The sequence below is a fragment of the Acidithiobacillus sulfurivorans genome (genome assembly GCF_018853815.1).
Lineage (GTDB): Bacteria > Pseudomonadota > Gammaproteobacteria > Acidithiobacillales > Acidithiobacillaceae > Acidithiobacillus > Acidithiobacillus sulfurivorans.
This window is the reverse complement of the sequence record NZ_JAAOMP010000153.1, coordinates 24,387-36,436: the sequence shown is the minus strand read 5'-3', so window position 1 is coordinate 36,436 and position 12,050 is coordinate 24,387. Positions and strand designations below refer to the sequence as shown.

Genomic DNA, 12,050 nt, shown 5'->3' with positions numbered 1-12,050 from the left:
GACTCAGTTTCCGCAGGGATGCGCAGACAATTTTTGCGGATGATTGTTTTGCAAGGAGACATGCACGGTAACGGGCATTCCGAGACGCAACTGATGCCGGGGATTACAGGCATAAACCCGCACTCGATAGACCAGTTCGGTGCGCAATTCGGTGGTTTGCACGGTCTTGGGCGTAAATTCTGCGGTGGGTGAAATGAAACCCACCCAGCCGGAAAATGTTTTGCCGGGAAAGGAATCACTTTGAATATTTGCTTTCATGCCCAGGCGAACCTGACCCAGCGCTTTTTCCGGCAGGTAGGCACGTACCCAAACCGGATTATCCAGCGCCAGGGTAAACACTGGCGTCTGCGGAGAAACCATATCGCCCGGCTCCAGAATACGGTCCTGAACCACGCCGGCATCGGGTGCGTAGAGACGCGTGTCTACCAGCTCGCGCTGCGCCAAAGACAAACCCGCCTTATCGGCCCGCAGCATTTGCCGTGCTGCCGCAATGTCCTCCTTGCGCGGTCCCTTGACAGCCAGAGCCAATGCCTGTTGGGCGTGGTCGGCATTGGCACGGGCGGTCTTCAGGACAGCCGCCGCGTTATCGACACTTTGTTGAGGGACAAATTGCTGGGCAGCAAGAGACTCCTGGCGTTTCCAGGTGATTTCGGCATTCGCCAGCGTTGCCCGGGCGGCTGTAGCCTGCGCCCGAGCCTCGGCAATTTCTTCGGGACGGGAACCCGCCAAAAGGCGCGCTAAAACCTGCTCCTGAGCAGCAACAGCGGCGCTGGCTTTGTCTACCGAATCCTGAAAGCGCACTGGATCAATGTCTGCCAATGGCTGGCCTTTTTTGACCCGGTCGCCCTCCTGAACCAGGAGATTGAGCAGCCGGCCATTATCATCAAAGGCTGTCTGCACCTGACGAATATCGACATTACCATAAACCGTTACCTGATCGCTGGGTGCAGTCGGTCGTGTTTGCCAATAGGCGACTGCACCCGCAATGGCGAGAGCCACTACCGCCACAATGATCAGCTTTTTTTTCTGGATAGCCATGCGTTAAATACTCCTCGGCTGAAAACCCGACAATGGTGCTGATACCAATCGCATAGGGTGATCTACATTATGCTGCGGGCGGCCTTGCCAATACCCTCGGCTGACATCGGATGCTGATCGGCAAAGCGGGCCAGGTCATAGGCCGTCATCCCGCCGGCAATGGCCGTACCGACCTGACCAATCAGACTACCTGCGTCAATGCCCACAATCCAGGCACCACGAATCCGCAAACTTCCAGGCTCAAAGAAGAGCCGTATTTCGCCATCCATACGTTCCAGAATTTGCGCTCTGGAATCTTCCGAAAATGCATAGTGGGCTTCCAGCAATGATCCGGGAGGCGCTTTGGCTGGAGTCAGACCAATATAAGCAGCCGCCGGCAAGGTGAATACCGTTGTGGGCACATGGTCAAAATCCGCATAATCAGCAGGAACATTCCCCGCCAGAATATTGTGGCCTGCCACCAGAGACTGGCGCACCGCCGCATGAAAAAGAGGCACCCGCCCGTTGACATCCCCTGCCGCATAAATATGCGGAAAGCGGGTTTGCAGACTGGGGCCCACCTGAATACCATGATGATCAAACGCAATGCCCAGCGCTTCTGCACCCTCTGGAATGACCGGACGACGCCCTACGGCGAGCAGGACTGCATCGACCTCCTGATTTTGTTCCTCGCCGTCCTGAAGCCAGACAACTCGACGACCAGTGCCTGTCTTTTCAACGCGCTGCACCTCTACATTAGTGCGTAGTTCAAGCCCTTTGGGAAGCAAAGGCAGCAACAGATTGACCATAGTCGGATCCATGCCGTTCAGGATTTGTGCACCTTTTTGCAGCAAGGTGACCTCAGTACCCAAGGCAGCAAAAAATGTCGCCGTTTCCAGACCTATGTAACCGCCGCCAATAATCAGCATTTTTTTGGGAAAGGTCCGCATGGCTGGCGAAGGTTTATAAAGATCATGACTGGTCAAGCACCATTCAGCACCGGGCAAGGGCGGAGTGAACACATCCGAGCCACTGGCTATCAGGATATGCTGGGCATGATAGGTATCCGTTCCCGCATCCGTATCTACTTTCACCGTGTGAGGATCTATCAGGCGTGCTAGTCCCTTGGTCAAGCGGATACGGGGTTCTGCTGCCAGTTCTGCTGCGTGCTGGGCATAACGCCGCTCCTGAATGGCATCTTTGTGCTGCATCATGGCGGCAAAATCCACTTGCAGATTGCCCGCGAGACCGAAGGGCTGAAAACGCTGAGCATCCTGGTAGAAAGCGGCTGTTTCACGAACCGCCTTGGAGGGAACGCAACCTTCATACAGACAGTTTCCACTCATGACCCCCTTCGGATCGACCATGAGCACTTTTTTTCCGGCTTTTGCCAGACGAAAAGCGGCCGGATAAGCCCCTCCACCAGCGCCTACGCACAACAAATCCACTTCATTAACGGTCATTTTGCTGCTCTCCACGTTGAATCCAACCCATAAAGCCTAGCATAGCCCACAAAAAGAAACAGGCAGATATGAATATACCATTAAAATTCATGATGGTTTTCTCACGTTGTCTATACTCATGATCATAAACAATGTGAAGCCCGATTGACCGACCGAATCTTATGCTATCTTATATTAGGATATTGAGATTTGAATTGTGAAGCAGCTACAAAACGAGTTTGGGTAGCGGAGAATTTTCATAAAGGGAGACCGTCGCATGCAACCGGTTGATGCAAAGAGTTTTGAAAGCCTGGATTTGGATGCCAGCTTTCAGGCTCTGGAAAGTAGCGATAAAGGTTTAAGCAGCAGCGAAGCCAGTGCCCGTCTGGCGCAATTTGGCAGCAACCTGCTGGAAGAAAAAGAAACACCGCTTTGGCGTAGATTGATTTCCTACTTTTGGGCACCGATCCCCTGGATGATTGAAGTTGCAGCCATTTTGTCGGCCATCAACAGCGACTGGAAGAGCTTTTTCGTCATTTTTGCCATGCTGCTCATCAACGGTGGCATTGGCTTTTGGGAAGAAAAAGGCGCCAATGACGCCCTCAAGGCGCTGAAAAATCAACTGGCCCTCAAGGCGCGGGTCCTGCGGGATCAACAATGGCAAAACATTGACGCAGCGCAACTGGTGCCGGGTGACGTCGTTCGTCTGCGCTTGGGGGATATTTTACCGGCAGATATCAAACTCATATCTGGTGATTATCTGTCCGTGGATCAATCGGCTCTGACGGGCGAGTCTTTACCGGTCAATAAAAAACCCGGAGATGTGGCCTACTCCGGAACCATTGCCAAGCAGGGTGAAATGCTGGGACTGGTCTATGCAACAGGTTCTGCGACTTTTTTCGGACGCACGGCGAGCCTCGTACAAAAAGCCGCTCCCGTTTCGCACTTTCAAAAAGCCGTACTCAATATCGGTAACTTTTTAATTGTTCTGGCACTATCCCTTTCATTATTGCTGATTATTGTAGAATTAGTCCGTGGCTTGCCTTTTTTAACCCTGCTGGCTTTTGTCCTGGTCGTGGTGGTGGCTTCCATTCCAGTCGCCATGCCGGCGGTGTTGTCGGTCACCATGGCCCTGGGGGCTCTTGCTCTATCGCGCATGAAGGCCATCGTTTCCAAATTGACTTCTATTGAGGAAATGGCCGGAGTAGATATTCTCTGCTCGGACAAAACCGGAACCTTAACGCAAAACAAGATCACCCTGGGTGAAAGTGCCCTGTTTACTGCACAAAACGCGCAGGAAATCATTCTCGCCGCTGCCTTGGCGAGCAAGGCCGAAGACGCCGATGCCATTGATAATGCCGTGCTTGCCGGACTTCCCGAGCGCGATAAAACTCTGGCGGCTTTCACCCAGGACAAATTCATTCCTTTTGATCCCATCTCCAAGCGTACGGAAGGACAAATTCACGGAAGCGACGGACAAAAGTTTCGGGTGAGCAAGGGGGCACCTCAAGTCCTCATTGACATGGCCAAACTGACTGACAGCGAGCGCGGCAAGGCCGAAAAAGTGGTGGAAGACGCCGCCGCCAAGGGGTTCCGTACGTTGGGTGTGGTCCGTTCCGACGATGATGGGCAGAACTGGAATTTTCTCGGCATTCTTTCCCTGCTGGACCCTCCCCGGGTCGATTCCAAGCAAACCATCATGGAGGCGCAGGAACACGGCATTGAAGTCAAGATGGTGACTGGAGATCATCAGGCCATTGCCAGTGAAATTGCCGGCCAACTCAATCTGGGCACCCATATTCTGACCGTTGATGACCGTCTCTCGAAGTTTGCCGAGGGCGGGGCGTTATCCCAGGCACTGGGCGATGAAATCGAACACTCCGATGGTTTTGCTCAGGTATTTCCTGAACACAAATACGCCATTGTCAAAGCCTTGCAGCAACGCGGGCATATTGTCGCCATGACGGGTGACGGGGTGAACGATGCTCCGGCGTTGAAACAGGCGGATGTGGGTATTGCTGTATCTGGAGCCACCGACGCTGCACGCGGTGCTGCTGCCCTGATCCTGACGGCTCCGGGACTGAATGTTATCGTCAAAGCTGTTGAAGAGGCGCGGCGTATTTTTGAGCGGATGACCAGTTATACCGTGTATCGAATCGCCATGACTCTGGATATTCTGTTTTTTGTGGTCATTGCCATGTTGATTTTCAACGCCTATCCGTTGACGGCCATCATGGTGGTCCTGCTCTCCCTGCTCGATGACATTCCCATCATGACCATTGCCTGGGACCATACTGCCGTACAGAAATCACCCGTTCATTGGGAAATGCCGAGAGTACTAAGCCTGTCCTCGGCCATGGGTCTCCTGGCTTTTGCTGGTACTTTTGGACTCTATCTTATCACCCGCTTTGTGTTTCATATTCCTTTGCCGGAAGCACAGAGCATTATGTTCCTGCAGCTGATTGCCGGCGGACATCTCCTGTTGTTCCTGACCCGGGTGCGCGGGCCTTTCTGGCGCCCACCCTACCCTGCTCCCATTCTCTTGCTGGCCATTCTGGGTACCCAGATTGTGGGCGTGGCTATTGTTGGCTTGGGCTGGCTGATGACGGCGGTACCGTGGACGACCATTGGACTGGTATGGGCATACAACATGGTGTGGATGCTGCTGGCCGACCTTGCCAAATTGGGCATTCATCGCCTGATGGATCATGAGGCAGAACATCAGAGCCGGTTTTTGCGCACCCTCAATCTCTCTCTGCAACCCGCGCTGACGCAGTTTGAACGGGATGGTGCAGGGTTTCAACGGAACATTCGGCAGGCTTTTACCCATTTTATGAGAGGCGGAGATTCAAAATAATGTTCCCGTAGTTCACACCCTGATTCGGAGAAATACCATGACCGCTAAAGAACGTATCGCCGATGTAAAGCAGCTGATGGAAAATCTCAAGCAGGATTATCCAGCGGAAATCAATTCCTTTTTGGGCTTTATGGGGAAGGCGGAAGGAAACCCGGCCCTAAGTGCGGTACAAAAGGAATTGATCAACGTGGCCCTGTCGGTGGCCGCGCAATGTGAATGGTGCATTGCCTTGCACACGAAAAACGCCATTGAAGCCGGAGCCGGTCGCGATGAAATCATGAGTGCCGGTTTCATGGCGGTCATTATGCATGGTGGCCCGGCCTTGATGTATCTGGTACCCCTGAACAAGGCGCTGGATGAATTACTGCCGGAGGACCACCATGGATAGACTGCAGATGCGCGCCATGCTCCGGGACATGCTTCGTGCCCGCGCTTTTGAAGAGGCCGCTGCACAGGGGTATGCCCAAGGACAGATTGCCGGCTTTTTGCACCTGTATCCGGGTGAGGAGGCGGTAGCGGTAGGCGTATTGCATGCCGCCGAACCGGGGGACTATGTCGTCAGTACCTACCGGGAGCATGTCCATGCCCTGGTCCGGGGGATTCCCGCTCAGGAAATCATGGCGGAATTGCATGGCAAAATTACCGGCGTCAGCAAGGGAATGGGTGGTTCCATGCATCTTTTTGATGCCAGTCGGCGCTTTCTGGGGGGCTATGCCATTGTCGGCGAAACCTTTCCCATCGCCCTGGGAGCGGCTTACGCCGTCGCCTACCGTCGTCTGCCGGAAGCCGTGATCTGCTTTTTTGGCGATGGAGCGGTCAACCAGGGTACTTTTCATGAATCCCTGAATATGGCGGCTCTCTGGAAACTTCCCATTCTCTTTGTCTGTGAGAACAATCATTATCAGATTGGCACGGAAATTCACCGCCATTCGGCCATTACCGAGGTCTATAAGCGCGCCTGCGGCTATGGGATTCCGGCGGAAAAAGTGGATGGCATGGATGTTCTTGCTGTGCATGCTGCTGCCCGAAAGGCTCTGGAGCGGGTCCGCAGCGGCGACGGCCCCCAGTTTCTGGAGCTGGAAACCTACCGTTATCGCGGGCACTCTATGGCTGATCCGGCGAGCTATCGCCCCAACGTGGAACTGAATGCCTACCAGGCCAACGATCCCATTGCCGCAGCCATCCACGAAGCAGAGTCCGCTTATCCCTCAGCAGACGCCATGGCCGCCGTCGGGGCCGACTGCATCAGCCACTTTTGTGACCATTGCTGCCAGGAAGGGCATCTCGACAAGGCGGAAATTACTCGATTACGTCAGGAAGTGCAGGCGGAAGTAGATGACGCCGTCCGTTTTGCCCAACAAAGCGCGGAGCCGGATATGCAGGATGCCTGGTCCGTATTTCATCACAACCGCCGTTATGAAGTACTGATGGAGACAGCCCCATGAGCGACCTATTTTATTGGCAGTCGCTGAATCGTGCCATGGATGCAGAAATGGCGGCGGACGAGACCGTCATCACGCTGGGCGAAGACGTGGGTCTTTATGGCGGGACCTACCGGGTGACGGAAGGTCTCATGGCCAAATATGGCGAATGGCGGGTGCGCGATACGCCTATTTCCGAAAACAGCTTTACCGGCCTTGGTGTGGGTGCCGCCATGCTGGGTCTGCGCCCGGTCGTCGAAATCATGACCATCAATTTTGCCCTGTTTGCCATTGACGCCATCATCAATATGGCTGCGAAAATTCCTTTCATGTCCGGCGGGCAATTTCCCATGCCTCTGACCATTCGCATGCCGGGAGGTATTGCCCGGCAACTGGGTGCCCAGCATTCCCAGCGCCTGGAGCATACCCTGATGAACGTGCCCGGATTGCGGATAGCCGTTCCGGCCACGCCCCAGGATGCCTACTGGCAATTACGTCAGGCTATTCATAGTGATGATGCGCTCATTGTCCTGGAGCATGAACTGCTGTATTTCAGTAAGGGCGATGTCAATGAAAAGGCTGTTGCTCCACCTATTCATCAGGCCCTGCTCCGTCGTTCCGGACGGGACGTGACCTGCATCGCTTATTCCCGGATGGTGATTCTGGCTCTGGAAGCTGCGGAGTTTCTCGCCAAAGAAGGCATTGAAATGACGGTCATTGATTTGCGCAGTCTGGCGCCCATCGACTGGGATACCTGCGTGCAATCCGTGCAGCAAACCCATCACTGTCTGATTGTGGAAGAAGACTGCCGTTTTGCCGGAGCGGGTGCGGAATTGAGCGCCACCCTTCAGGAACGCTGCTTTTATTTTCTGGATAGACCCATCCAGAGGGTGGCCGGCCTGGATATACCCACCCCCTTCAATGGCAAACTCGAAGCGGCCAGCATCCCGCGTACGGAAGACATCATTAGCGCAGTCCGCCAAATGTTGGGCACGCCCGGAGGTCAGTCATGAAAAATCCCATTACCATGCCAGTATTGTCGGATACCATGCAAACCGGTCGTCTGACGCGCTGGAACAAGTCCGTTGGCGATACCATCCAAAAGGGCGAGGCCATTGCCGAAGTAGAAACGGATAAAGCGATTCTGGACGTGGAAGCCTTTGCGGATGGTTTTCTGGCTGGACCGTTGGCGGCTACGGGCACGGATATTCCTGTACGCCAGGTTATCGGGTACATCGTTGACCAAAAAGATGAGCCGACCATTGCGCCGGAGCCTCATGAAGTGGCTGCGCAAGCTGTACCGGTGCCTGTTCCGGTACCGGGAACAGCAAACCCCGTTCCAGACCCGTCCCAGGCAACCCCTTTTGCACCGACAAGGCAGAGTCCCGTGACAGGATCGGAAAAGTCCGGCGACCATGCCGACGGGGCGCTGATTTCTCCTTACGCCCGCGCCCTGGCGGCAGATCTGAATCTGGATCCGCGCCAGATCACGCCGGGAGCGGATGGTGTGGTACATGCCAGTCAGGTGCTGGCTGTAGCGTTAGCGCCTCAGGACGTGGACTTGCGCATGGGTCCACCCTACCAGATGGAAAAGCCCAGTGCCCTGCGGTCTGCCGTCGCCCGTAACATGTCAGCCACCCTCCATACACCGACTTTTTTGATCAGCAGCCGCTTTGATCTGGCCCCCTTGCAAAAAGTAGCCAAGGACAACAAGTGGAGTTTCACCTTGGCGCTGGGCAGAGCCTGTGCCCTTTGCGTCGCCGAAGATCCCTGGTTCAATCACGTCTGGACCAGCCAGGGTCTGGCCAAGCGGCAGCGGGTAGATTTAGGGATTGCCGTGGATACCGGTGAAGGGCTGATTACTCCGGTGCTGCGGGATGCTGCAGGTCGGGCATTATCCGAGCTCGCCGAGGATTGGCGCATCCTGCTGGGCAAAATCAAAAAAGGCCGGGTCACGCCCAGGGACTATCAGGGGGCCAGCTTTTATTTGTCCAATCTGGGAATTTTCCCGGAAATTGAGCGCTTCAATGCCATTGTGCCCACGGGGGCAGCAGCCATTCTGGCGGTGGCTGCTGCCGGTAGCGACGGGCTGACGGATTTCACCTTGAGTTGTGATCATCGGGTTATTTTCGGTGCAGATGCGGCGCGTTTTCTGCAACGTCTGGGCAAACGTCTGGAGGACCTGTCTTGGCTGACATAACCCAGATTTTGTCCATCAATAGTGGCTCCTCTTCCATCAAGTTTGCCCTGTTTGCTTTCGGCACAGGGCTTGAGCGGCAGCAGCTTGAAGGAGCCGTAGAACGCATTGGTCAAAGCGTGGGAAGAATATGGCTGGAACAGGCCGGTCAACGGGTACTGGACCGACAACAAGCCTTCCCGGATCAATCGGCCGCTTTGCAGGCCATTGTGCAGGCATTGACCGAACGGGGTATCACCCATCCCGATGCCATTGGTCACCGAATTGTTTCCGGCGGACCGCATCGCCAGGCGCATGTGCGCATTGATGAGGCCGTCCTGCACGATCTGCGCAATGCCTTGGCTTTTGCTCCCCTGCATTTGCCGGCTGAAATTGCCGCCATCGAGTCCCTGCAAAAAATCTGGCCGGAGAAAACTCAGGTCGCCTGCCTGGACACGGCTTTTCACCAAAGCATGCCGGAAGTCGCCGCACGGCTGCCGCTGCCGCGCAATCTCTGGGAAGAAGGGGTGCGCAAATATGGCTTTCATGGCCTCTCTTACGAGTACATTGTCAGCCAGCTCCCGGATCAGGGGAAAGCGCCTACGATCATTGCCCATCTGGGGAATGGGGCCAGCATGGCGGCGGTTGTGGATGGCCACTGTCTGGACACCACCATGGGATTAACCCCCACTGGTGGCCTGGTCATGGGCACCCGCTCCGGGGATCTGGACCCCGGTGTTCTTCTTTATTTAATGGTCGAAAAAGGCTACACCGCGCCGCAACTGGAGCGGCTGCTCAATCATCTTTCCGGATTGCTGGGGATTTCGGCCTGTAGCGGCGATATGCAGACCCTGCTTCAGCAACGTGAACAGAATCCGCATGCGGCAGAGGCCATTGCCCAGTTTGCCTACAGTGCCCGCAAGCATATCGGCAGCCTCATGGCGGTGCTGGGCAGCGTTCAGCGCCTGATTTTTACCGGCGGCATTGGCGAACACGCAGCGGCCGTGCGCTGGGCCATCTGTCGCCCTCTGGAAGCGCTGGGGTTTCATCTGGACCCCGTGGCCAATTCCGCCGTCGCTCAGGCGGCCCGCAGGATTTCCGCCCGGGAAAGCCCCATTGAGGTACTGGTGATGCCTACCGATGAGGATCTGATGATCGCTCGCCATACCCTGCGCCTACTGGGCACGGGTACCCCATGAATCTCAATACGTTATATGGATAAACCCAACCCCGGAGGAATCAAAGATGTCCTATCCACACTTCGATGATCTGCTCGCTGCCATAGCACCCCTCCCGGATATTCCTGTAGCGGTGGTGGATGCGGCTGAGGAACATGTGTTGCGCGGTGCCTGTGAAGCCAAAAAACAAAGCATTATTGAACCCATTCTCATCGGCGATCCGGATAAAATCCGGCATCTGCTCCAACAGATGGAGGCCGATTCGGGTACCTGTCCCAACTTTCAGATCGTCGCCGCCGACAATCCCGATGATGCCGCCGCCAAGGGCGTGGAGATGGTTCTTTCGGGAGCAGCAAAAGCGCTGATGAAAGGGCATTTGCACAGTGATGCTTTTCTCCATCCCATTCTCGCCAAACTGCGTACGGAAAAACGTCTTTCCCATATATTCGTCACCGATATTTCCAGCTATCACAAACTGCTGCTGATTACCGATGCGGCCATCAATATCACCCCGGATTTGCCGACCAAAGCCGCCATTTTGCAAAATGCCATTGACCTCGCGCATATTCTGGATGTCGCCCACCCCAAGGCCGCTATTCTTTCGGCGGTAGAAGTCGTCAACCCGGCTATTGTCTCGACCATGGATGCCGCCTGTCTCTCCAAAATGGCCGAGCGCGGTCAAATTACCGATGCGCTGGTCGATGGACCCCTGGCTTTTGATAATGCCATTTCCAAAGAATCGGCGCAGATCAAAGGCATCCGCAGCGAAGTCGCGGGAGATGCCGATATCCTGCTGGTACCCGATCTGGTGTCTGGCAATATTCTCGCCAAGGACCTGGAATATCTGGCCGGAGCCACCATGGCTGGCATTGTCATGGGTGCCAAAGTGCCCGTCATCCTCACCTCCCGGGCTGATCCTGCCCGGGCCCGACTGGTTTCGGCGGCCTTGGCTGCACTGATTCACTACCACAAAACGGGAGCCCATTCTGAATGACGGAATCTGAGCCATGTCAGGCCATCGCCACCCTCACCCTCAATCCGGCGGTAGATATTGCCTATGAAGTGCCGCACCTGATTCCCGATCAGAAAAGTCATGCCCTCACGACGCGCTATGATCCTGGCGGTAACGGCGTGAATGTGGCCCGCGCGCTCAAGGAGCTCCTGGTCTGCGCCCATAGTTGCTGCATCGTGGCCGGGAATATTGGCGAACTGTTGCAAAAGCTGCTGCAGCATCAACTGGACAGCCCGCATTGCGTGCATGTGGAAGGCGAAACCCGGATCAATGCCACCATTCTCCAGGGAGATCCCCCTGCGCAGTTTGAAGTGACCGGTATCGGTCCACGGGTTTCCGAGCTCGCGCTCAGTACCGTCAAAGCAACCTTTCTGGAACTCTGCAAGGGCGGATATGCGGTGCTCACCGGCTCGGTTCCTCCGGGGGTGCCCGATCCTATATATGGCGACATGGTGGATCAGGTGCAGGCTAATAATGGCAAGGCCATTGTCGATGCCCATGGCGCGTTATTGCAAATGGCCCTTCACCACCAGCCATTTCTCATCAAACCCAATCGCTATGAGTTATCTGTGCTCAGACAGCGCGAGTTACCGACACTGGAAGACGTTGCTCAGGAAGCCCGCGCCATTCAACGGGAAGGCGTCCAGTACGTTTGCGTCTCGCTGGGCGGTGATGGCGCCCTGCTGGTTGGTCCCGACGGCAGTTATCTGGCCAAGGCCCCAACCGTAGCGATCAAATCCACCGTTGGCGCCGGAGACTCCATGGTTGCCGGACTGGTGGCAGCGCTGGCACGCCAGCAAAGTCCCGCCGAGGCGTTGCGGCTGGCCGTTGCTTGTGGCAGCGGCACGGCGGCACGGCCTGGTACGGAAATATTTACCCACAGTCAGGTGGTTGACCTGCTGCAGCAGGTCAACGTCAAGATGCTCGACATTTAAAAGGAGTTTTAT

General features: G+C 55.5%; 10 protein-coding genes. 8 read left to right on the top strand and 2 right to left on the bottom strand.

Annotation, left to right across the window (positions count from 1 at the left end; all coding sequences use genetic code 11):
- Window positions 1–3: 3 nt before the first annotated feature.
- Complete coding sequence (locus HAP95_RS13790; protein WP_215884732.1) at window positions 4–1,038, bottom strand: HlyD family secretion protein; 1,035 nt, start codon at window positions 1,036–1,038, stop codon at window positions 4–6.
- 62 nt (window positions 1,039–1,100) lie between these two features.
- Window positions 1,101–2,480 carry a dihydrolipoyl dehydrogenase gene (locus HAP95_RS13785; RefSeq protein WP_215884731.1) on the bottom strand — a complete coding sequence of 460 codons (1,380 nt, stop codon included), beginning with the start codon at window positions 2,478–2,480 and terminating at the stop codon, window positions 1,101–1,103.
- 256 nt (window positions 2,481–2,736) lie between these two features.
- Between HAP95_RS13785 and HAP95_RS13780 the strand changes: the two genes are divergently transcribed.
- The 8 genes from HAP95_RS13780 to HAP95_RS13745 are packed head-to-tail and all read left to right on the top strand — an operon-like array spanning window position 2,737 to window position 12,038.
- On the top strand, window positions 2,737–5,316 hold the full coding sequence (locus tag HAP95_RS13780) for a plasma-membrane proton-efflux P-type ATPase (protein WP_215884730.1): 2,580 nt from the start codon (window positions 2,737–2,739) through the stop codon (window positions 5,314–5,316).
- A 37-nt stretch (window positions 5,317–5,353) separates the two neighbouring features.
- Window positions 5,354–5,704, top strand: coding sequence for a carboxymuconolactone decarboxylase family protein (locus tag HAP95_RS13775; RefSeq protein WP_215884729.1), 351 nt, complete (start codon window positions 5,354–5,356; stop codon window positions 5,702–5,704).
- Window positions 5,697–6,761, top strand: coding sequence for a thiamine pyrophosphate-dependent enzyme (locus tag HAP95_RS13770; protein WP_215884728.1), 1,065 nt, complete (start codon window positions 5,697–5,699; stop codon window positions 6,759–6,761). The genes HAP95_RS13775 and HAP95_RS13770 overlap by 8 nt, the downstream gene beginning before the upstream one ends.
- Entirely contained in the window at window positions 6,758–7,750 is a 993-nt protein-coding gene (locus tag HAP95_RS13765; protein ID WP_215884727.1) for an alpha-ketoacid dehydrogenase subunit beta, read from the top strand. The genes HAP95_RS13770 and HAP95_RS13765 overlap by 4 nt, the downstream gene beginning before the upstream one ends.
- Window positions 7,747–8,937 carry a 2-oxo acid dehydrogenase subunit E2 gene (locus HAP95_RS13760; protein WP_215884726.1) on the top strand — a complete coding sequence of 397 codons (1,191 nt, stop codon included), beginning with the start codon at window positions 7,747–7,749 and terminating at the stop codon, window positions 8,935–8,937. The genes HAP95_RS13765 and HAP95_RS13760 overlap by 4 nt, the downstream gene beginning before the upstream one ends.
- Window positions 8,925–10,112 (top strand): acetate/propionate family kinase, encoded by a 1,188-nt coding sequence (locus tag HAP95_RS13755; protein WP_215884725.1) that lies wholly within the window; start codon window positions 8,925–8,927, stop codon window positions 10,110–10,112. Before HAP95_RS13760 ends, HAP95_RS13755 begins: the two co-directional genes overlap by 13 nt.
- Window positions 10,078–11,085 carry a bifunctional enoyl-CoA hydratase/phosphate acetyltransferase gene (locus tag HAP95_RS13750; RefSeq protein WP_368356594.1) on the top strand — a complete coding sequence of 336 codons (1,008 nt, stop codon included), beginning with the start codon at window positions 10,078–10,080 and terminating at the stop codon, window positions 11,083–11,085. Before HAP95_RS13755 ends, HAP95_RS13750 begins: the two co-directional genes overlap by 35 nt.
- Window positions 11,082–12,038: a 1-phosphofructokinase family hexose kinase gene (locus tag HAP95_RS13745; RefSeq protein ID WP_215884723.1), complete on the top strand. Its 957-nt coding sequence runs from the start codon at window positions 11,082–11,084 to the stop codon at window positions 12,036–12,038. Before HAP95_RS13750 ends, HAP95_RS13745 begins: the two co-directional genes overlap by 4 nt.
- Window positions 12,039–12,050 lie beyond the last annotated feature (12 nt).

What these genes read in the sequence shown, in the direction of transcription:
- HAP95_RS13790 (WP_215884732.1), bottom strand. Translation starts at nt 1,038, where the DNA reads ATGGCTATCCAGAAAAAAAAGCTGATCATTGTGGCGGTAGTGGCTCTC.
- HAP95_RS13785 (WP_215884731.1), bottom strand. Translation starts at nt 2,480, where the DNA reads ATGACCGTTAATGAAGTGGATTTGTTGTGCGTAGGCGCTGGTGGAGGG.
- HAP95_RS13780 (WP_215884730.1), top strand. Translation starts at nt 2,737, where the DNA reads ATGCAACCGGTTGATGCAAAGAGTTTTGAAAGCCTGGATTTGGATGCC.
- HAP95_RS13775 (WP_215884729.1), top strand. Translation starts at nt 5,354, where the DNA reads ATGACCGCTAAAGAACGTATCGCCGATGTAAAGCAGCTGATGGAAAAT.
- HAP95_RS13770 (WP_215884728.1), top strand. Translation starts at nt 5,697, where the DNA reads ATGGATAGACTGCAGATGCGCGCCATGCTCCGGGACATGCTTCGTGCC.
- HAP95_RS13765 (WP_215884727.1), top strand. Translation starts at nt 6,758, where the DNA reads ATGAGCGACCTATTTTATTGGCAGTCGCTGAATCGTGCCATGGATGCA.
- HAP95_RS13760 (WP_215884726.1), top strand. Translation starts at nt 7,747, where the DNA reads ATGAAAAATCCCATTACCATGCCAGTATTGTCGGATACCATGCAAACC.
- HAP95_RS13745 (WP_215884723.1), top strand. Translation starts at nt 11,082, where the DNA reads ATGACGGAATCTGAGCCATGTCAGGCCATCGCCACCCTCACCCTCAAT.